The organism is Streptomyces griseus subsp. griseus, assembly GCF_000720255.1.
GTDB classification, from domain to species: domain Bacteria; phylum Actinomycetota; class Actinomycetes; order Streptomycetales; family Streptomycetaceae; genus Streptomyces; species Streptomyces griseus_I.
This window is the reverse complement of sequence record NZ_JOJE01000010.1, coordinates 63108-83340: the sequence shown is the minus strand read 5'-3', so window position 1 is coordinate 83340 and position 20233 is coordinate 63108. Positions and strand designations below refer to the sequence as shown.

Sequence of the window (20233 nt, the reverse complement as noted above, 5' to 3'; positions counted from 1 at the left end):
CCCGGCATGACCGACCTGCTGCTGGTCCTGGTCGCGGTGGTGTGGGGTGCGGCGGCGGGGGCGCTGCTGCCGAGGGCCGCGTACCGGTTCTCGGTGCCGGACGAGGAGCCGTGGCGGGAGGCCTGTCCCGAGGGGCATCCGATCGGCGGGCGGCTCCGGGGCTGGGTGGGACGGACGCCGTGCGAGGCCTGCGTCGAGGGTCCGGGGACGCCGTACGGACCTCGTGCTCTCCCGCTCGCCGCGGTCACCGCTCTTCTCTGCGCCGCCCTCGCCGCGGCCACCGGTACGCGGCCCGAGCTCGCCGTCTGGCTGCTGCTGGTGCCCGTCGGGGTGCTGCTGGCGGCGGTCGATCTGCGGGTGCGGCGGCTGCCCAACCCGCTCACGCTGCCGCTCGCGGCCGCCGCTCTCGCGCTGCTGGGCCTGGCCGCCCTGGCGCCCGAGCACGCCGGTGACTGGACGACGGCCCTGCTCGGCTCCCTGGCCCTGGGCGCCGGCTACCTCGTCCTGCATCTCCTCAACCCCGGCGGCATGGGCTTCGGCGATGTGAAACTGGCGCTGGGGGCGGGCGCCGTCCTCGGCTGGTACGGCTGGCCCACGGTGATGCTGGGCACGTTCGCCGGGTTCCTGCTCGGGGCCGCGTACGGCGGCGTCCTCGTCCTGGCGCGGCGCGCGGGGCGCAAGACGGCGATCGCGTTCGGGCCGTTCCTGATCGCGGGAGCGTTCCTCGGGCTGCTCATCGGCGCGTACACGGCCTGACGTCCCCTCGGGAAAACGGCTGACGTAGGCTGGTTCGGTCCGCCCACCCGTCTCCCACCCCCACCCTTGTCCGAGCGCTCCGCGCACCTCTTATTCACCCTTGACGAAAGGGACGCCCGGTGACCGAGAAGGCCGACCTCCAGTCCGTGCTCGACCGTGCCGCGGACGGCGGGCGGATCACCCCCGAGGAGGCGCTCGTCCTCTACCGGGACGCGCCGCTGCACGCGCTGGGCGCCGCCGCCGACGCCGTACGCCGCCGCAGGTACGCCGGGACCGAGCACATCGCGACGTACATCATCGAGCGGAACATCAACTACACGAACGTGTGCGTGACGGCGTGCCGGTTCTGCGCCTTCTACGCGGCGCCGAAGGACACGGACAAGGGCTGGACCCGCGACCTCGACGACATCCTGCGCAGGTGTGCCGAGACGGTGGAACTGGGCGGGACCCAGATCATGTTCCAGGGCGGCCACCACCCGGACTACGGCGTCGAGTACTACGAGGAGCACTTCTCCGCCATCAAGAAGGCGTTCCCGCAGCTCGTCATCCACAGCCTGGGGGCGAGCGAGGTCGAGCACATGGCCCGCATCTCGAAGGTGTCGGTCGTGGAGGCGATCCAGCGCATCCACGCGGCGGGTCTGGACTCCTTCGCCGGTGCCGGCGCGGAGCTGCTGCCCGAGCGCCCGCGCAAGGCCATCGCCCCGCTGAAGGAGAGCGGCGAGCGCTGGCTGGAGATCATGGAGACCGCGCACCGGCTGGGCGTGGAGTCCACCTCGACCATGCTGATGGGCACCGGCGAGACCAACGCCGAGCGCATCGAGCACCTGCGGATGATCCGCGACGTCCAGGACCGCACGGGCGGCTTCCGGGCCTTCATCCCGTACACCTACCAGCCCGAGAACAACCACCTGAAGGGGCGCACCCAGGCCACCCTCTTCGAGTACCTGCGGATGATCGCCATCGCGCGGCTGTTCATGGACAACATCGCGCACATCCAGGGCTCCTGGCTGACCACCGGCAAGGAGGTCGGCCAGCTGTCGCTGCACTACGGCGCGGACGACCTCGGCTCGATCATGCTGGAGGAGAACGTCGTCTCCTCCGCCGGCGCCAAGCACCGCTCCAACCGGATGGAGATCATCGACCTGATCCGCAAGGCAGGGCGCGTCCCGGCCCAGCGGACCACGACGTACGAGCACATCGTCGTCCACGACGACCCGGCGAACGACCCCGTCGACGAGCGGGTCGCCTCCCACATCTCCTCGACGGCGATCGCGGGCGGGACGGCACACCCCGAGCTGAAGCTCCTCGCGTCCAACTGATCTCGTGAGCCTTCGACGGGGCAGCACGTGCTGACCATTCACGCCGACTCCCGGGGCCGGGCACTCGCCGTCAAGGGCGCGTGGGTCGCCGAGGCCGGCCCGCTGGAGCAACTCGCCGCCGCCCATCCGCGCGCGCGGGTGCGCCAGTGGCCCGGCATCCTCACGCCCGGGCTCATCAACCTCTACGGCAACGAGCTGCTGGAGGAGGCGTACCACCCCGACCCGCGCGAGGCCGACGAGTTGGGCACCGAGCCGTTGTTCGGGGACGCGCTCGCGTCGCTGGCCATGGACGACGCCCGCTGGGGTGCGAGCGCCCGGCGCGGGGTTCAGCGCATGCTGGCCCACGGCACGGTCACGGCGGCCTGCGAGGAGCTGCGCAACCGCGCGGTGCGGGACGCCGTGCACCGTTCGGGGATCGGGACCATGGGCCGGATCGGGCGGCCCGGCGGGGTGCCCACGCTCGACCCGTACGCCGGCGATCTGGACGTGGAGTTCGCATGGCCGAGGGAGCGGGGCTCCGCCGCGCGGTTCGCCTTCTTCGACGTACCGGACGAGGCGGCGCTCGCCGAACGAGGGGCCGCGCGCACGTGCGTGGCGACCATCGTGGAGGGGCGGATCGTCTACCGGCGGCGGTGAGCACCCGGCGGAGCACTACCGGGAGAACGCCTCGGCGAAGGCTCCGGAACCCTGCTTCACCCCGCTGCAGTTGGTCAACGGATCGTCCCGGCCTGTGGCTTTGTCCGCACACTGCTGGTCGCGGAAGGTGGACCACATGGACACCCAGGCGACCTCCTTCTCCTCGGCGAACGTCCGCACCTCGGCCGCGTCCGCGAGGGTGAACGTCTCGTTGTCGACGTCCTGGACGCCGATCATCGAGGTGAGCGCCATGCCCCGCCAGGCCTCCGCGTCCGACAGGCCGAAGACCTCCTTGAGCTGGGCCTGGGTGGCGGTCGCCGAGGTGACGGCGTAGTCGCCCATGTCGTCGTCGTACGACTCGCCGTAGTTCATGGTCATGATGTTGACGGTGGCGACCCGCACGCCGTGTTCATCGGCGGACTCCAGCAGGGCCAGGCTGTCGGCGTCCAGCCCGGACGGCATCACCGGGAGTGTGAAGGAGACCTCCATATCGGGGCGTTCCTCCTGGAGCGTCGCGATCGCCCGGGAGCGCAGGTCGACCGAGCCGGGGTCGGTCAACTCGTCGCCCTCGATGTCGAAGTCGGCCTGGGCCGATCCCGCCGCGTCCAGAGCGGCGCCGTACGCCTGGGCGAGTTCCGACGCGCTGTCGCAGGTCGCCCCGAGTTCCTTGCCGGAGGATCCGCCGAAGGAAACACGAACGGTGCCGCCGGATTTCTTGAGCGCCGCGATACGGGACATGACCTTCGAGTCGCCGATCGAGTGCGTGCCGTTCCACTTGGGCGTACAACTGCTCCCGTCGGAGATCACGAAAGCCAGGTTGTACGTCGACGGATCGCCGGCCGGGTCGTTGGCGGAGGCCTCGGTGGCGCTGACGTACGGGGCGTAGGCGGGAGACGCCGGTACGGCGGGTGCGGTCGTGGTGGGGGCGGTGCTTTGCGACGGTGACGCGGACGTCCGTTCCGGTGGTGCCGGCGCCGCGTCCGTACTGTCTCCGGAGTCCGCGGAGCACCCCGTCGCGGCCAGGGCGAACAGACAGCCGAGCCCGGCCATCGACGTCCGGAGACTCCTCATTGCACATGCACCCGCTCTCGTCGAAAAAAGGACGTTCAACGCTCTCACGGCGGTGAGCGATTGCGGGGGAGTTCCGGAAATTTCTCAGGAAATAGACAGGTCAAGACTTTTCTCATGGGTCTCTCGCACGAAATCCAGAGTTTAGGCCACATAAAGCGTCCCTAATATCCGGGGAATGCAATCCGAGCCTGCCATCGTCCGCTCCGGCCTCCGGAGCCTCCGCCCCCAACCCGTCCGCGTCCGCCGGTGCGGCCGCCAACTGACCGGAACGCAGCCACTTCATGACGACGACTTCCTCCCGCGGCCGCCGCCGCGCCCCCAGCCGCATGGAACGCGCGGCGGGCAGGGCCGCGGCCCTGCAGAAACCCCGGGTCATCCTCGCGGGACTGCTCCCGCTCGCGCTGACCAGCGTAATGCTGCTGGACGGCTGTCTGCGCGCCGACGTCGGCGGTGACCAGCGCGTGCGCACCGGGGCCGGATCCAGCGAGGTCCCCGACGACGTCCTCCTGAAGATCCTCGAGAAGTACGACGTGCCCGGCACGTTCTTCCTGGTCGGCTCGATGGTGTCGCGCTACCCGGACGTCGTGCGGGACATGGTCGGGCAACGCGCGCGCGGTGACGATCTACCTCTGGCACGAGATCGCGCTGATCCTGGCCGTCCCGCTGATCGACCGGTTCTGGGACGTGCCGGCCTTCGAGGCGTACCTGCCCTTGGACAGCCAAGGTTCATGTTCGGCGTCCGCTGGCTCCTGATCGCCGGGTTCGTGCTGCTGTTCGGCTGGGTCGAGGACGTGGCGGCACGCAAGAAGCCGAGGCTGCTGCCGTGACGTCGTACCCCCTGCTGCCACAATGGGCGCGTGACCCGCGCATCCCTGGACAAGCAGCCGCACGAAGTCGCCTCGATGTTCGACAACGTGGCGGAACGGTACGACCTGACCAACGACGTGCTCTCCCTCGGCCAGGACCGCCGATGGCGCAAGGAGGTCGCCAAGGCGGTCGACGCCCGCCCCGCGCAGAAGGTCCTGGACCTCGCCGCCGGTACGGCGACGTCCTCGCTGCCCTTCGCCCGCACCGGCGCGTACGTCGTCCCCTGCGACTTCTCGATCGGCATGCTCCAGGTCGGCAAGCGGAAGCACTCCTGGCTGCCGTTCACGGGGGGCGACGCGACGCGGCTGCCCTTCAAGGACGACACCTTCGACGCCGTCACGATCTCCTTCGGGCTGCGCAACGTGCAGGACACCGATGCCGCCCTGGCGGAGATGTACCGGGTGACCCGGCCGGGCGGGCGGGTCGTGATCTGCGAGTTCTCGCACCCGACGTGGGCGCCCTTCCGGACCGTCTACACCGAGTACCTGATGCGCGCGCTGCCCCCGGTCGCCCGCGCGGTCTCCTCCAGCCCGGACGCGTACGTCTACCTCGCCGAGTCCATCCGCGCCTGGCCCGACCAGCCCGCGCTCGCCGAGCGGCTGCGCAAGGCCGGCTGGTCGCGGGTGGCCTGGCGCAACCTGACGGGCGGGGTGGTGGCCCTGCACCGGGGCTTCAAGGTCGACCCCGGCCTCAACGACGGCTGACGCTCACTTGTCGATCATCTCGTAGGCGTCCCCCGGTTCGCCGAGCTCGCGTCGCATTCCGCCCCCGCTCGGGTTCGGAATGCGCGGCTCGCGCACGCCCCCGCCGCCCTCACCTCCCCCCAGCTCGAACCAGACCGTGACCACGGCACCGCGCGGCACCTCCACGCCTGGTGGCGGGTACTGCCGTACGACGTAGTCGACGACGGTGCGAGGGAAGTCCGGCCGGTCGGGTGCGGCGAGGAGCACTCCGTGTGCCAGCGCCGTCTCGTGCGCGTCCACGGCCATCAGACCGACGAGCTTCGGCACTCGCACCTCGGGTGTTTTGGGCGTTGCGTGCACAGATGTCACCCCCAGCGGTACAGGCAGGGTAACCGCCCGGGGGCGCCGTCGGGAAGCCTCAAGTCGCTTTCTGTAGCGATCCACTACTCAGTGTGTGCGAAATGGGTCGGTGGCTTCCGGAATCGGCGACCTCCGCTACAAGGTGAGCCGGTAGCAGTGCCCCACGTCCTTGCGTGGTGTCGTGAAGACCTGCGCGAGCCGCATGCCCAGCCGTCTGGTGACGGCGATGGACCGCTCGTTGCGCGCGTCGACCATGGCCACCACGCTCGGCACCCCGGCCGCGCGCACCCGCTCCAGCGTCATCCGCGCGGCCGCGGTGACGTACCCCTTGCCCCAGTGCTCCCGCGCGAGCCGCCAGCCGATCTCGACCTCGCCCGTCGGACCCCACTCCCGCTCCCAGGGCTGGGCGCCGGTGAAGCCGATGACCTGACCGGACTCGTCGAGCATGGTCCACAGGCAGTAGCCGCGCTCGGCGTCGTGCCGGCGCTGGCGGGCGGTCAGCTCCTCGTAGACGAACAGTTCCGCGGCCTTGCCGCCGTGGAATTCCATGACGTCCGGGTGGGCGAAGGCCCGGTGCCAGGCGACGGCGTCCTCGTCGGTGGGGACACGCAGCCGTACTACGGGGAGAGCTCGGTTCACTGGGGCAGCCCTTCAGCCGGGTGATCGGTTCCGCTGAATAGACTGCCCATGTCCAGTGCCGGTCGGCACGCATATTTCGAACCTTGGGGAGATCCCGCCGTGACCGAGCCCCTCTCCGAAAACACCGCCGATGTGATCGTCGTCGGCGCGGGGCCAGCCGGCTCCACGACCGCCTACCACCTGGCCCGGGCCGGACTCGACGTCCTTCTGCTGGAGAAGACCGAGTTCCCGCGCGAGAAGGTGTGCGGCGACGGTCTCACCCCGCGTGCGGTCAAGCAGCTCGTAGCGATGGGCATCGACATCTCGGAGGAGGCCGGCTGGCTGCGCAACAAGGGCCTGCGCATCGTCGGCGGCGGTGTCCGCCTCCAGCTGGACTGGCCGGATCTCGCCTCCTTCCCCGACTACGGCCTGGTCCGCAAGCGCGACGACTTCGACGAGCAGCTCGCCCGCCAGGCGCAGAAGGCGGGGGCGCGGCTGTTCGAGCGCTGCAACGTCGGCGCCCCGATCATCGACGACCGCACCGGCCGCATCACCGGCGTCCACGCCAAGCTCGGCGAGGAGAAGCGCGAAGTCACCTTCCACGCCCCGCTCGTGGTCGCCGCCGACGGCAACTCCACCCGGCTGTCGCTGGCGATGGGCCTGCACCGCCGCGAGGACCGCCCGATGGGTGTCGCCGTCCGCACGTACTTCACGAGCCCCCGCCACGAGGACGACTACCTGGAGTCCTGGCTGGAACTCTGGGACCGCCGGGGCCCGGGCGAGGACCGGCTGCTCCCCGGCTACGGCTGGATCTTCGGCATGGGCGACGGCACGTCCAACGTCGGCCTGGGCGTCCTCAACACCTCCGACTCCTTCAAGGAACTGGACTGGCGCGAGGTCCTGAAGGCCTGGTGCGCCTCGATGCCGGAGGACTGGGGCTACACCCCCGACAACATGACGGGCCCCATCCGCGGCGCCGCCCTCCCGATGGCCTTCAACCGGCAACCCCACTACACCAAGGGCCTGCTGCTCGTCGGCGACGCCGGCGGTCTGGTGAACCCCTTCAACGGTGAGGGCATCGCCTACGCCATGGAGTCCGGTCAGATCGCCGCCGAGGTCATCGTCCAGGCCCACGCCCGCTCCACCCCGGCCCAGCGCGAGACGGCGCTCCAGCACTACCCGCGCATCCTCAAGGACACCTACGGCGGCTACTACACGTTGGGCCGCGCCTTCGTGAAGCTCATCGGCAACCCCAAGGTCATGAAGATCGCCGCCCAGCGCGGCCTGACCCACCCCATGCTGATGAAGTTCACCCTCAAACTCCTCGCCAACCTCACCGACCCCACCGGCGGCGACGCCATGGACCGCATCATCAACGGCCTGAGCAAGGTGGCTCCCAAGGCCTGACCCCGGCAGGGAGGGGCGCGCCCGAGGCGTGCCCCTCAGGGGACGACTGAAGGACCGCGGCCCCCGAGCGGCCGCGGTCCTTCAGTGTGTTCGTCGTGTGCCGGTACGGCTCAGAGCACGCGCACCGCGCCCGAGGCCGGGTAGCCCGACAGGTCCTGGATGACGACGCCCTTCGAGGGGTTCGCGGCGTCCAGGTACTGGCCGTTCCCGATGTACACGCCCACGTGGTACGCCGAGCCCTTGGAGCCCCAGTACAGGATGTCCCCGACCTGGATGCTGGACAGGGGGATGTCCGTGCCCTGCATGGACTGGTCCTGCGAGACGCGCGGCAGGTCGACGCCGACCTGCTTGAAGGCGGCCTGGACCAGGCTGGAGCAGTCCCACGCGTTGGGGCCGGTGGCGCCCATGACGTACGCGTCGCCCACCTGTGCCTTGAGGAACGCGATCACCGTCCCGACGCTGCCACTGGCGGGAGCGGAGACCCCCGTCGAGGCGGACGCGGAGGCGGACAGGGTGGTCCGCTGCGAGGAACGGGACGCGGCGGCTTCAGCGGCGGCCTTGCGGGCCTCCTCGGCCTTCTTCTTGGCCTCGGCCTTCTGCTTGGCCTCGGCGAGGTCCTTCTTGGCCTCCTGGGCCGCCTTGGCGGCGGCCGCGTCACGCTCGGCCTGCAGTTCGTAGTTCGCGGCGGCCAGCTGCGTGGCGGCCGCGGACTGGGCGACCTGAGCGGCCACATCGCCCGTCAGGGTGGGCAGTTCCAGCGTCTGCGTCACCGGCTCGGCCGCGTTCGCCGCACCGGACGCCCCGGCGACTGCCAGGCTGCTGAGGACACCACCGGCAACTCCGGCGCGCATCGCCATCGTCGAGGCGCTGCGGCGGGGTTTCCGGTGGCTGCGTATGTGAGCGGTGTGGGACATGGGTACAACCGGTATCAGGGGCTCCTCCATACCTTCAAGAAACGTGTGCTGCGCCACATTTGTTCAACGGGCACCCTGAACACCCGTTGTCAGTTTCTTTATTGACGCCATAACGGGCATTGCGGACTCTGGCGATCAAGCCTGTGATCATGGGCTTTCGTCGTTCTGCCCGAATTGCCCGCCACCTACCACTGGTTGGGGTCCGTGGCCAAGCCCGGTTCTCTGACGTCTCTTTCGAGTGTGGTGCAGGTCACGGAACGATTACCGGAATGCAAGCGTCCTGTGCGCGATCGGTGCCCGACCCCGTTCGTGAACGCGTGCACGCGTCCACACCTCGCCGCACGACTCCCTCTGCGGTGTGAACGCGTGCCTCTATCAGGGCGACGCAACCGGCACCAATTTGCATGCAAGGGAACTCTCTTGATATAGAGACGTCCCTCTCGACCTGCACCAATGAGCGAAAATGTCACCTCTGGTGATCACTCGGACGCTTCTCGTGTGAAGATCACCGCCCATCCGGCTTCATGATCCTTCGTCAGGTGGTGGAGATCACAAAGCTTGTGTAATACCCCGTGTCGCAGATCACAGAGCGGCAGGCATAAGATGCGAGGCAGTTGGGCTTGTGACCTGCTTCACATGTTCGCGATCTTCGCCGGGACGAGCGGGGTTCGTGCGACAGGTGGGGCTGATGTGAGCCCGATGCAACCGCCAGCAGTCAGTGCCGACTGAGAGGAGCGAGGAGCGGTGAACGCGTATGCGCCCATCCTCGTACTGGGAGCCCTCGGGGCAGGCTTTGCGATCTTCTCCGTGGTCATGGCCACGTTGATCGGACCAAAGCGGTACAACCGGGCCAAGCTCGAGGCCTACGAGTGCGGTATCGAGCCGACCCCCACGCCGGCCGGCGGCGGGCGCTTCCCCATCAAGTACTACCTGACGGCGATGCTCTTCATCGTCTTCGACATCGAGATCGTCTTCCTCTACCCCTGGGCCGTCACCTTCGACGCCCTGGGTGTTTTCGGGCTCGTGGAGATGCTGCTCTTCGTGCTCACCGTCTTCGTCGCGTACGCGTACGTATGGCGGCGCGGCGGCCTGGAATGGGACTGAGGGGCCATACGACATGGGACTCGAAGAAAAGCTGCCGAGCGGCTTCCTGCTGACCACCGTCGAGCAGGCCGCGGGCTGGGTGCGCAAGGCGTCCGTCTTCCCGGCCACGTTCGGCCTCGCCTGCTGCGCCATCGAGATGATGACCACCGGCGCCGGACGCTACGACCTGGCCCGCTTCGGCATGGAGGTCTTCCGCGGCTCACCGCGCCAGGCCGACCTGATGATCGTCGCCGGCCGGGTCAGCCAGAAGATGGCGCCGGTGCTGCGGCAGGTCTACGACCAGATGCCGAACCCCAAGTGGGTGATCTCCATGGGGGTGTGCGCCTCCTCGGGCGGCATGTTCAACAACTACGCGATCGTCCAGGGCGTCGACCACATCGTCCCGGTCGACATCTACCTCCCAGGCTGCCCGCCACGGCCCGAGATGCTCATGGACGCCATCCTCAAGCTCCACCAGAAGATCCAGAGCTCCAAGCTCGGCGTGAACGCCGAGGAAGCGGCCCGCGAGGCGGAGGAGGCTGCGCTCAAGGCCCTGCCCACGATCGAGATGAAGGGGCTGCTGCGGTGAGCGACGCGAACGGCACCAACGGTGTGAACGGCTCCGCGGACGGGACCAACCCCGAGAAGGACCTCTCCGCCTCCAACCTCCCCGGACAGCGCGGCCAGGGCGGCGAGGAGATCCGCGTCCAGCGCGGCATGTTCGGCGCCACCAACGGCGGCGACACCTCCGGCTACGGCGGCCTGGTCCGCTCGGTCCGGCTCCCGGGACCGGCGAGCAGGCCCTACGGCGGTTGGTTCGACGAGGTCGCCGACGAACTCGAGGGCGCGCTGGAGGAACAGGGCCTGCTGCCCGGGAACGCGATCGAGAAGACGGTCGTCGACCGCGACGAGCTCACCTTCCACGTCGAGCGCGAACACCTGCTGCGCGTCGCCCGCACCCTGCGTGACGACCCCGCCCTGCGCTTCGAGCTGTGCACCGGCGTCAGCGGCGTCCACTACCTCGGCGACAAGGGCCGCGAGCTGCACGCCGTCTACCATCTGCGCTCGATCACCCACAACCGGCTGATCCGCCTGGAAGTCAGCGCCCCCGACAGCGACCCGCACATCCCGTCGCTCGTCTCCGTCTATCCGACGAACGACTGGCACGAGCGCGAGACCTACGACTTCTTCGGAATCGTCTTCGACGGTCACCCGGCCCTGACGCGGATCATGATGCCGGACGACTGGCAGGGCCATCCGCAGCGCAAGGACTACCCCCTCGGCGGCATCCCCGTCGAGTACAAGGGCGCCCAGATCCCGGCTCCGGACCAGCGGAGGTCGTACTCGTGAGCACGCAGTCAGCATCCGCCCGCGAAACCACCGAGGGCACCGTATATACGGTCACCGGTGGCGACTGGGACGAGGTCGTCCAGTCCGCGGCCCGTGCCGACGACGAGCGCATCGTCGTCAACATGGGCCCCCAGCACCCCTCCACCCACGGGGTGCTCCGCCTGATCCTGGAGATCGAGGGCGAGACCGTCACCGAGGCCCGCTGTGGCATCGGCTACCTCCACACCGGCATCGAGAAGAACCTCGAGTTCCGCACGTGGACGCAGGGCACCACGTTCGTGACGCGCATGGACTACCTGACGTCCTTCTTCAACGAGACCGCCTACTGTCTCGCCGTCGAGAAACTGCTCGGCATCGAGGACGACATCACCGAGCGGGCGAAGATCATCCGGGTGCTCCTGATGGAGCTGAACCGGATGTCCTCCCACCTGGTGTGCATCGCCACCGGCGGCATGGAACTCGGCGCCACCACGATCATGATCTACGGATTCCGTGATCGTGAAATGATTCTCGACCTCTACGAGCTCATCACGGGCCTGCGGATGAACCACGCGTACATCCGCCCCGGCGGACTCGCCCAGGACCTGCCGCCCGGCGCGGTGGACCAGATCCGCGAGTTCGTGAAGAAGATGAAGAAGAACCTCCCGGAATACGACAAGCTCGCCACCGGGAACCCCATCTTCAAGGCCCGTATGCAGGACGTCGGCTACCTCGACCTGGCCGGCTGCATGGCCCTCGGCGCCACCGGCCCGATCCTGCGCTCCACCGGCCTGCCGCACGACCTGCGCAAGACCCAGCCGTACTGCGACTACGAGACGTACGACTTCGACGTCCCCACCGCCGACACCTGCGACTCCTACGGCCGCTTCCTGATCCGGCTGGAGGAGATGCGCCAGTCGCTCGGGATCATCGAGCAGTGCCTGGACCGGCTCCAGCCCGGCCCGGTCATGGTCGCCGACCGGAAGATCGCCTGGCCCGCCCAGCTCGCCCTGGGGCCGGACGGCCTCGGCAACTCCCTCGACCACATCAAGAAGATCATGGGCACCTCCATGGAGGCCCTGATCCACCACTTCAAGCTGGTCACCGAGGGCTTCCGCGTTCCGCCGGGACAGGCGTACGCGGCCGTCGAGTCGCCCAAGGGCGAACTCGGGGTGCACGTCGTCTCCGACGGAGGCACCCGTCCCTACCGGGTCCACTTCCGCGACCCGTCCTTCACCAACCTGCAGGCCATGGCGGCGATGTGCGAGGGCGGCCAGGTCGCCGACGTCATCGTCGCCGTCGCGTCCATCGACCCCGTGATGGGAGGCGTCGACCGGTGACCACCTCTTCTTCGGAGCGCGGCGTCAGCCTGGGCATGCCCGAGCTGCCCGCGCCCGCGTACCCGGACGACGTCCGAGCCCGGCTCGAGCGGGACGCGCGCGAGATCATCGCCCGCTACCCCGACTCCCGGTCCGCCCTCCTGCCGTTGCTGCACCTCGTGCAGTCGGAGGAGGGCCACGTCACCCGCACCGGGATGCGGTTCTGCGCCGACGTCCTCGACCTGACCACCGCCGAGGTCACCGCGGTCGCCACCTTCTACACCATGTACCGGCGCAAGCCGAGCGGTGACTACCAGGTGGGCGTCTGCACCAACACGCTGTGCGCGGTGATGGGCGGCGACGCGATCTTCGACGCGCTCCAGGAGCACCTCGGCGTCGGCAACGGTGAGACCACCGACGACGGCAAGGTCACCCTGGAGCACATCGAGTGCAACGCGGCCTGCGACTTCGCGCCGGTCGTGATGGTGAACTGGGAGTTCTTCGACAACCAGACCCCGGGCAGCGCCAAGCGGCTCGTCGACGACCTGCGCGCGGGCCGGCCGGTCGAGCCGACGCGCGGGGCGCCGCTGTGCACCTTCAAGGACACCGCGCGGATTCTGGCCGGCTTCCCCGACGAGCGGCCCGGGGCCGTCGAGGCGAGCGGCAGTGCGGGACCCGCTTCGCTGGTGGGCCTCCGCCTGGCAAGGGGAGAGGCCGCACCCGCGCGCGTGGTCCATCCGCGGGACGGCGGCCCGCACGACGAGCCGCAGGACAAGACGGTGCACGAACCGTCGCCGTCCGAGCACCTCAGCTCACATGACGCGCCGCAGGAGACATCGGCCTCCGACCCAGCCCACCCGGCAGGGCCTGCCGCCGAGGAGGGGGAGTGATGACCTTGGCACCCGAGCTGAAAGACCCGAGCCCCGAGAAGCTGCTCGCACCCGTGCTGTCGGCCTTCTGGGACGAGGACAAGTCCTGGTCGATGGACGTCTACCGAAGGCACGAAGGGTACGAGGGGCTCCGCAAGGCGCTCGCCATGTCGCCGGACGACCTGATCGCGTACGTCAAGGACTCCGGTCTGCGCGGGCGCGGCGGCGCGGGATTCCCGACGGGAATGAAATGGCAGTTCATTCCGCAGGGTGATGGAAAACCGCACTATCTAGTTGTCAACGCCGACGAATCGGAGCCGGGCACCTGCAAGGACATCCCGCTCCTCTTCGCGAACCCGCACAGCCTCATCGAGGGCATTGTGATCGCGTGTTATGCCATCAGGTCTTCGCATGCCTTCATCTATCTGCGTGGTGAAGTCGTCCCCGTTCTGCGGCGGTTGCACGAGGCCGTGCGCGAGGCCTACGCGGCGGGATACCTCGGCGAGAACATCCTGGGCAGCGGACTCGACCTCGAACTCACCGTGCACGCGGGTGCGGGCGCGTACATCTGCGGTGAGGAGACCGCACTGCTCGACTCGCTCGAAGGCCGCCGTGGTCAACCGCGGCTGCGTCCCCCCTTTCCTGCTGTCGCGGGCCTCTACGCGTGCCCGACTGTGGTGAATAACGTCGAGTCGATCGCGTCGGTTCCCGCCATCCTGAGAAACGGGAAAGAATGGTTCAGGGCGATGGGAAGCGAGAAGTCCCCGGGCTTCACGCTCTACTCGCTCAGCGGGCATGTCGCCAGCCCCGGCCAGTACGAAGCCCCGCTCGGTATCACCCTCCGTCAGCTCCTCGAGATGAGCGGCGGCATGCGACCGGGCCACCGCCTCAAGTTCTGGACGCCGGGCGGCTCCTCGACACCGATGTTCACCGAAGAGCACCTCGACGTCCCTCTTGACTACGAAGGAGTGGGCGCCGCCGGTTCCATGCTCGGCACCAAAGCTCTCCAGTGCTTCGACGAGACGACCTGCGTCGTGCGCGCCGTCACCCGCTGGACCGAGTTCTACGCCCACGAGTCCTGCGGCAAGTGCACACCATGCCGCGAAGGCACCTACTGGCTCGTTCAGTTGCTGCGCGACATCGAGGCCGGGAAGGGCGTCATGTCCGACCTCGACAAGCTGAACGACATCGCCGACAACATCAACGGCAAGTCCTTCTGTGCCCTCGGCGACGGTGCCGCCTCGCCGATCTTCTCCTCGCTGAAGTACTTCCGCGAGGAGTACGAGCAGCACATCACGGGCCGCGGCTGCCCCTTCGACCCGGCCAAGTCGACGGCCTGGGCCGACCGCACGGAGGTGAACGCATGACCGTGACCACCAACGCTCCCGCAGGTGGGGGAGAGGCGGCGGTCCCGCCGGAAGATCTCGTGACGCTGACGATCGACGGCGTGGAGATCAGCGTGCCCAAGGGCACTCTGGTGATCCGGGCCGCCGAGCAGCTCGGCATCGAGATCCCCCGCTTCTGCGACCACCCCCTCCTCGATCCGGCCGGCGCCTGCCGCCAGTGCATCGTCGAGGTCGAGGGGCAGCGCAAGCCCATGGCGTCCTGCACGATCACGTGCACGGACGGAATGGTGGTGAAGACCCATCTCACCTCGCCGGCCGCCGAGAAGGCCCAGCACGGTGTGATGGAGCTGCTCCTCATCAATCACCCGCTGGACTGCCCGGTCTGCGACAAGGGCGGCGAGTGTCCCCTGCAGAACCAGGCGATGTCGCACGGCAACGCCGAGTCCCGCTTCGAGGGCCGGAAGCGGACCTACGAGAAGCCCGTCCCGATCTCCACGCAGGTGCTGCTCGACCGCGAGCGGTGCGTGCTGTGCGCCCGCTGCACCCGCTTCTCCAACCAGGTCGCGGGCGACCCGATGATCGAGCTGATCGAGCGGGGCGCGCTCCAGCAGGTCGGCACCGGCGAGGGCGACCCCTTCGAGTCGTACTTCTCCGGCAACACCATCCAGATCTGCCCGGTCGGCGCGCTCACCTCGGCGGCGTATCGCTTCCGCTCCCGCCCGTTCGACCTGGTGTCCTCCCCGAGCGTCTGCGAGCACTGCTCCGGCGGTTGCGCGACCCGCACCGACCATCGGCGCGGCAAGGTCATGCGGCGGCTCGCCGCCAACGACCCCGAGGTCAACGAGGAGTGGATCTGCGACAAGGGGCGCTTCGCGTTCCGGTACGCCCAGCAGCGCGACCGGCTCCAGACGCCCCTGGTGCGCAACGCCGAGGGCGACCTCGTGCCGGCCTCCTGGCCGGAGGCGCTCCAGATCGCGGCCCAGGGCCTGCTGGCGTCGCGCGGCCGGACCGGTGTCCTGACCGGCGGCCGCCTCACCATCGAGGACGCCTACGCGTACAGCAAGTTCGCGCGCGTGGCGCTCGACACCAACGACATCGACTTCCGCGCGCGGGTGCACAGCAGCGAGGAGGCCGACTTCCTGGCGGCGCGCGTCGCCGGCCGCGGCCGGGATCTCGACGGTACGGGCGTCACGTACGGTGCGTTGGAGAAGGCGCCCGCGGTCCTGCTGGTCGGCTTCGAGTCCGAGGAGGAGGCGCCCGGCGTCTTCCTGAGGCTGCGCAAGGCCTGGCGCAAGCACGGGCAGAAGGTGTTCTCACTGGCCACGTACGCCACACGCGGGCTGGAGAAGGCGGGCGGCACCCTGCTGCCGGCCGCTCCCGGCACCGAGACCGAGTGGCTGGACGCGCTCGCGAGCGGGGTGGGCCTGGAGGAGGCGGGCGGCAAGGCCTCCGAGGCACTGCGCACCGAAGGCGCGGTGATCGTCGTCGGAGAGCGGCTGGCCGCCGTGCCCGGTGGACTCACCGCCGCCGCACGGGCCGCGTCCGCGACCGGCGCGCGGCTGGTCTGGCTTCCGCGCCGGGCGGGTGAGCGGGGCGCGATCGAGGTGGGTGCGCTGCCGACGCTGCTGCCGGGCGGACGCCCGGCCACCGACCCACGCGCGCGTGACGAGGTCGCCGCCGCCTGGGGGCTGGCCGCACTTCCGCACCGCTACGGCCGTGACACCGGCCAGATCGTCGAAGCCGCCGCGGGAGGTGAGCTGCAGGCGCTGCTGGTGGCCGGTGTGGAGGTCGCCGACCTGCCCGACCCGGCACGCGCGCGTGCCGCACTCGCCGAGGTCGGCTTCCTGGTCTCGCTGGAGCTGCGGCCCGGCGAGGTCACAGCGCTCGCCGACGTCGTGCTGCCCGTGGCGGCGGTCGCCGAGAAGGCGGGGGCCTTCCTGAACTGGGAGGGAAGGGTCCGCCCCTTCGAGGCCGCGCTCAAGCCCGACCAGATGACGCGCCGCCTGGCGCCGTCCGACGCGCGCGTGCTGCAGATGCTGGCCGACGCCATGGACGTACACCTGGGGCTCCCGGACCTGCGGACCGCGCGGGCGGAGCTGGACCGGCTCGGGGCCTGGGACGGGCCGCGGGCCACCGAGCCGCTGGAGACCGCCCTGCCGTTGCCGCGACCGGCGGCCGGAGAGGCCGTGCTGGCCGGGCACCGGCTGCTGCTCGACCAGGGTGTTCTCCAGGACGGCGACGAGGCGCTCGCCGGCACCAGGCACGCCGCCCACGCGCGCGTGTCGGCCGCGACGGCCGCCGAGTCGGGAGTGAAGGACGGCGACGCCCTCGCGGTGACCGGACCCGTCGGAACGGTCGAACTTCCCGTCGAGATCACGGAGATGCCCGACCGGGTCGTCTGGCTCCCGCTGAACTCCACCGGTGGCGGCATCGCCTCCGACACCGGGGCACATCCCGGCAAGCTCGTCCGCATCGGCCCGGCGACGCTCGCCGCCGAGACCCCCGAGGAGGTGGAGGCATGAGCCCGTACCTCGCCGCTGAAGACCTCTCGATGTTCGGCCACGACCCCTGGTGGCTGGTCGTCATCAAGGCGGTGTTCTGCTTCGCCTTCCTGATGGTGACCGTGCTGTTCTCCATCGTCTGGGAGCGCAAGGTTGTCGCGTGGATGCAGCTGCGCATCGGCCCCAACCGGCACGGCCCCTGGGGCATGCTCCAGTCGCTCGCCGACGGCGTGAAGCTGATGCTGAAGGAAGACCTCATCGTCAAGCGCGCGGACAAGGTGGTGTACGTCCTCGCGCCCGTCGTCGCGGCCATCCCGGCCTTCATGGCGATCGCGGTGATCCCCTTCGGCCCCGCCGGCAACGAGATCTCGATCTTCGGCCAGCGCACCACGATGCAGCTCACCGACCTGCCGATCGCGATGCTCTACATCCTCGCGGTCGCCTCGGTCGGCATCTACGGCATCGTCCTCGCCGGATGGAGCTCCGGATCCACCTACCCGCTCCTCGGCGGCCTTCGCTCCTGCGCGCAGATGATCTCGTACGAGATCGCCATGGGTGCCGCCTTCGCCTCGGTGTTCCTCTACTCGGGGTCGATGTCGACGTCGGCGATCGTCGAGGCGCAGCAGGACCGCTGGTACATCCTCCTGCTGCCGGTGTCCTTCGTGATCTACATCATCACGATGGTCGGCGAGACCAACCGCGCCCCCTTCGACATGCCGGAGTCCGAGGGAGACCTGGTCGGCGGCTTCAACACCGAGTACTCGTCGATCAAGTTCGCGCTGTTCATGCTCGCCGAGTACGTCAACATGGTCACCGTCTCGGCCGTGTCGGTGACGCTCTTCCTGGGCGGCTGGCGGGCGCCCTGGCCGATCAGCGGCTTCTGGGAGGGCGCGAACCACGGCTGGTGGCCGCTGCTCTGGTTCGTCGTCAAGGTGCAGCTGCTGCTGTTCTTCTTCATCTGGCTGCGCGGCACGCTCCCGCGCGTCCGCTACGACCAGCTGATGAAGCTCGGCTGGAAGGTGCTCATCCCGGTCTCGGTGACGTGGCTGATGCTCGTCGCGACCGTGCGGACCCTCAGGAACGAGAACTACGACTTCGCCGACATCGCTCTCTACGTCGGCGGCGGTGTCCTGGCGCTGCTGCTGCTCTCCTTCGTGGCGGACCTCTTCCGCGACCGCGGGAAGCAGGCGGAGACCCCCGCACAGGAGGCCGGCTTCGACCCGATGGCCGGCGGGTTCCCCGTGCCGCCGCTGCCGGGACAGGAGCTTCCACCGGTGCCCCGGCGCCGCTCGCGCCGCGAGCGGGAGTTGATTGTCAGTGGTGGGTCGGATACTGCGAGTGACGGATCTCTGGATGGAAAGGAGGCGTCCGATGGCTGAGGAGCCGAAGGAGACCGGGCAGACGAAGCCCGGCTTCCAGAACCCCGTGGCCGGCTTCGCCGTGACCTTCAAGGCCATGTTCAAGAAGCGGCTGACCGAGCAGTACCCGGAGCAGCAGAAGACCACGGCTCCGCGGTTCCACGGACGGCACCAGCTCAACCGCCATCCGGACGGCCTGGAGAAGTGCGTCGGCTGCGAGCTGTGCGCCTGGGCCTGCCCCGCGGACGCCATCTACGTCGAGGGCGCGGACAACACCGACGAGGAGCGCTACTCGCCCGGCGAGCGGTACGGCCGCGTCTACCAGATCAACTACGCCCGCTGCATCCTGTGCGGTCTGTGCATCGAGGCGTGCCCCACGCGCGCGCTCACGATGACGAACGAGTTCGAGCTCGCCGACTCCAGCCGCGCCAATCTGATCTACACCAAGGAGCAGCTGCTCGCGGGCCTGGAAGACGGCATGGTCGACTCACCGCACGCGATCTACCCCGGCACGGACGAGCAGGACTACTACCGGGGCCTGGTGACGGAGGCCGCGCCCGGCACGGAGCGGCAGGTCGCCGTCTCCAAGGACGAGGTCCCGCAGGAAGCCGCCTCGACCTTCGGTGAGGGCGAGCCGGCGTCGGAGAAGGTGATCGGCCGATGACGCAGTTCGCCGCATATTCCACCTCCACCGGCGAGGCCTTCCAGTTCTGGGTCCTCGGCACCGTCGCCGTGATCGGCGCCCTGTGCACCGTCTTCATGAAGAGGGCCGTGCACAGCGCGCTCTGTCTCGCCGGAACCATGATCATTCTGGCGGTCTTCTACCTCGCCAACGGTGCCTACTTCCTCGGCATCGTGCAGATCGTCGTCTACACGGGCGCGATCATGATGCTGTTCCTGTTCGTGGTGATGCTCGTCGGTGTCACCGCGGCGGACTCCCTGAAGGAGACCATCAAGGGTCAGCGTTGGCTGGCCCTGTTGTGTGGCCTCGGCTTCGGCATCCTGCTGTTCGCGGGCATCGCCAACGCCTCCCTGAAGGAGTTCAACGGCCTCGGGGCCGCCAACGCGAACGGCAACGTGGAGGGCCTCGCGGCCCTCATCTTCACCAAGTACGTCTTCGCCTTCGAGATCACCGGCGCGCTGCTCATCACGGCCGCCGTCGGCGCCATGGTGCTCACCCACCGCGAGCGCACGGAGCGCGCCAGGACCCAGCGTGAGCTTTCCGAGCAGCGCGTCCGCGAGGGCAGGCACGTACCGCCGCTGCCGGCGCCCGGCGTGTACGCCCGGCACAACGCCGTGGACATCGCGGGCCTGCTGCCCGACGGCACCACGTCCGACCTCACGGTCAGCAAGACGCTGCGTGAGCGCGGCCAGATCCGTGACGTGTCCACCGAGGCGCTCAACGACCTCAAGGCCCTCGAACAGCGCGCCGAGGAGCGCCTGCAGCGGGCCGCGATCGAGCCGCCGACCTTCAAGCGGGCCGAGGAGGCGTCGAAGTGAACCCCGTCAACTACCTCTATCTCGCCGCCCTGTTGTTCACCATCGGCGCCACCGGGGTGCTGATCAGGCGCAACGCGATCGTCGTGTTCATGTGCATCGAGCTGATGCTCAACGCGTGCAACCTCGCGTTCGTCGCCTTCTCCCGGATGCACGGCAACCTCGACGGCCAGATCATCGCCTTCTTCACGATGGTCGTCGCCGCCGCGGAGGTCGTGGTCGGACTCGCGATCATCGTGTCGCTGTTCCGTTCCCGCCACTCGGCCTCGGTCGACGACGCCAGCCTGATGAAGCTGTAAG

The 20233-nt window shown here is 69.2% G+C and carries 20 protein-coding genes and 2 pseudogenes; 18 read left to right on the top strand and 4 right to left on the bottom strand.

What is annotated here, in order from left to right:
• Window positions 1–6: 6 nt before the first annotated feature.
• The 3 genes from IG99_RS15950 to IG99_RS15940 all read left to right on the top strand — a co-directional run bounded on the left by IG99_RS15950 (window position 7) and on the right by IG99_RS15940 (window position 2711).
• Window positions 7–756, top strand: a complete 750-nt coding sequence (locus IG99_RS15950) for a prepilin peptidase (protein WP_037674450.1) — start codon at window positions 7–9, stop codon at window positions 754–756.
• Between the two features lie 119 nt (window positions 757–875).
• Complete coding sequence (mqnC, locus tag IG99_RS15945) at window positions 876–2075, top strand: cyclic dehypoxanthinyl futalosine synthase (RefSeq protein ID WP_037674449.1); 1200 nt, start codon at window positions 876–878, stop codon at window positions 2073–2075.
• A gap of 27 nt (window positions 2076–2102) precedes the next feature.
• Complete coding sequence (locus IG99_RS15940) at window positions 2103–2711, top strand: hypothetical protein (protein WP_037674447.1); 609 nt, start codon at window positions 2103–2105, stop codon at window positions 2709–2711.
• Between the two features lie 15 nt (window positions 2712–2726).
• Here IG99_RS15940 and IG99_RS15935 read toward each other — a convergent pair whose 3' ends face one another.
• Complete coding sequence (locus tag IG99_RS15935; RefSeq protein ID WP_199815531.1) at window positions 2727–3782, bottom strand: chitinase; 1056 nt, start codon at window positions 3780–3782, stop codon at window positions 2727–2729.
• A 281-nt stretch (window positions 3783–4063) separates the two neighbouring features.
• Here IG99_RS15935 and IG99_RS45455 point away from each other — a divergent pair.
• The 3 genes and pseudogenes from IG99_RS45455 to IG99_RS15925 form a co-directional block, all read left to right on the top strand.
• Window positions 4064–4387, top strand: a pseudogene (locus tag IG99_RS45455) (polysaccharide deacetylase family protein); the annotation flags it as partial.
• Window positions 4386–4609, top strand: a pseudogene (locus IG99_RS45450) (acyltransferase family protein); the annotation flags it as partial. The pseudogenes IG99_RS45455 and IG99_RS45450, both read left to right, overlap by 2 nt.
• Window positions 4610–4639: 30 nt before the next feature.
• On the top strand, window positions 4640–5353 hold the full coding sequence (locus IG99_RS15925; protein WP_037674441.1) for a demethylmenaquinone methyltransferase: 714 nt from the start codon (window positions 4640–4642) through the stop codon (window positions 5351–5353).
• Window positions 5354–5356: 3 nt separating this feature from the next.
• Here IG99_RS15925 and IG99_RS15920 read toward each other — a convergent pair whose 3' ends face one another.
• Window positions 5357–5665 (bottom strand): PASTA domain-containing protein, encoded by a 309-nt coding sequence (locus tag IG99_RS15920; RefSeq protein ID WP_037674438.1) that lies wholly within the window; start codon window positions 5663–5665, stop codon window positions 5357–5359.
• 162 nt (window positions 5666–5827) lie between these two features.
• Complete coding sequence (locus tag IG99_RS15915) at window positions 5828–6331, bottom strand: GNAT family N-acetyltransferase (RefSeq protein ID WP_037674430.1); 504 nt, start codon at window positions 6329–6331, stop codon at window positions 5828–5830.
• A gap of 48 nt (window positions 6332–6379) precedes the next feature.
• Here IG99_RS15915 and IG99_RS15910 point away from each other — a divergent pair, with 48 nt between their 5' ends.
• Window positions 6380–7717 (top strand): geranylgeranyl reductase family protein, encoded by a 1338-nt coding sequence (locus IG99_RS15910; RefSeq protein ID WP_051865444.1) that lies wholly within the window; start codon window positions 6380–6382, stop codon window positions 7715–7717.
• Window positions 7718–7827: 110 nt separating this feature from the next.
• On the opposite strand, the gene IG99_RS15905 is transcribed toward IG99_RS15910, so the two are convergent.
• Window positions 7828–8661 (bottom strand): C40 family peptidase, encoded by an 834-nt coding sequence (locus IG99_RS15905; protein ID WP_037674426.1) that lies wholly within the window; start codon window positions 8659–8661, stop codon window positions 7828–7830.
• Between the two features lie 714 nt (window positions 8662–9375).
• On the opposite strand from IG99_RS15905, the gene IG99_RS15900 reads away from it, so the two are divergent.
• From IG99_RS15900 to nuoK, 11 genes are read left to right on the top strand one after another with little or no spacing between them, the layout of a single operon-like run.
• Window positions 9376–9735, top strand: coding sequence for an NADH-quinone oxidoreductase subunit A (locus IG99_RS15900; RefSeq protein WP_007383963.1), 360 nt, complete (start codon window positions 9376–9378; stop codon window positions 9733–9735).
• Between the two features lie 13 nt (window positions 9736–9748).
• The gene (locus IG99_RS15895; RefSeq protein ID WP_007383964.1) at window positions 9749–10303 is read left to right on the top strand and encodes a NuoB/complex I 20 kDa subunit family protein; all 555 of its coding nucleotides are present in this window, start codon (window positions 9749–9751) and stop codon (window positions 10301–10303) included.
• Window positions 10300–11064 (top strand): NADH-quinone oxidoreductase subunit C, encoded by a 765-nt coding sequence (locus IG99_RS15890; RefSeq protein ID WP_037674425.1) that lies wholly within the window; start codon window positions 10300–10302, stop codon window positions 11062–11064. Before IG99_RS15895 ends, IG99_RS15890 begins: the two co-directional genes overlap by 4 nt.
• Window positions 11061–12383, top strand: coding sequence for an NADH-quinone oxidoreductase subunit D (locus tag IG99_RS15885; RefSeq protein WP_037674424.1), 1323 nt, complete (start codon window positions 11061–11063; stop codon window positions 12381–12383). Before IG99_RS15890 ends, IG99_RS15885 begins: the two co-directional genes overlap by 4 nt.
• Window positions 12380–13252, top strand: coding sequence for an NADH-quinone oxidoreductase subunit NuoE (gene nuoE / locus IG99_RS15880; RefSeq protein ID WP_037674423.1), 873 nt, complete (start codon window positions 12380–12382; stop codon window positions 13250–13252). The genes IG99_RS15885 and nuoE overlap by 4 nt, the downstream gene beginning before the upstream one ends.
• Window positions 13252–14598 carry an NADH-quinone oxidoreductase subunit NuoF gene (nuoF, locus tag IG99_RS15875; RefSeq protein WP_037674422.1) on the top strand — a complete coding sequence of 449 codons (1347 nt, stop codon included), beginning with the start codon at window positions 13252–13254 and terminating at the stop codon, window positions 14596–14598. Before nuoE ends, nuoF begins: the two co-directional genes overlap by 1 nt.
• On the top strand, window positions 14595–17099 hold the full coding sequence (locus IG99_RS15870; RefSeq protein ID WP_037674421.1) for an NADH-quinone oxidoreductase subunit G: 2505 nt from the start codon (window positions 14595–14597) through the stop codon (window positions 17097–17099). Before nuoF ends, IG99_RS15870 begins: the two co-directional genes overlap by 4 nt.
• Window positions 17096–18457, top strand: a complete 1362-nt coding sequence (gene nuoH, locus IG99_RS15865) for an NADH-quinone oxidoreductase subunit NuoH (protein ID WP_037674419.1) — start codon at window positions 17096–17098, stop codon at window positions 18455–18457. The genes IG99_RS15870 and nuoH overlap by 4 nt, the downstream gene beginning before the upstream one ends.
• Window positions 18450–19100 (top strand): NADH-quinone oxidoreductase subunit NuoI, encoded by a 651-nt coding sequence (gene nuoI, locus IG99_RS15860; protein ID WP_037674416.1) that lies wholly within the window; start codon window positions 18450–18452, stop codon window positions 19098–19100. The genes nuoH and nuoI overlap by 8 nt, the downstream gene beginning before the upstream one ends.
• Entirely contained in the window at window positions 19097–19936 is an 840-nt protein-coding gene (locus IG99_RS15855; RefSeq protein WP_037674413.1) for an NADH-quinone oxidoreductase subunit J, read from the top strand. The genes nuoI and IG99_RS15855 overlap by 4 nt, the downstream gene beginning before the upstream one ends.
• A complete protein-coding gene (gene nuoK / locus IG99_RS15850) occupies window positions 19933–20232 on the top strand; it encodes an NADH-quinone oxidoreductase subunit NuoK (protein WP_003974374.1) in 300 nt (99 codons plus the stop codon). The genes IG99_RS15855 and nuoK overlap by 4 nt, the downstream gene beginning before the upstream one ends.
• The last annotated feature ends 1 nt before the right edge of the window (window position 20233 follow it).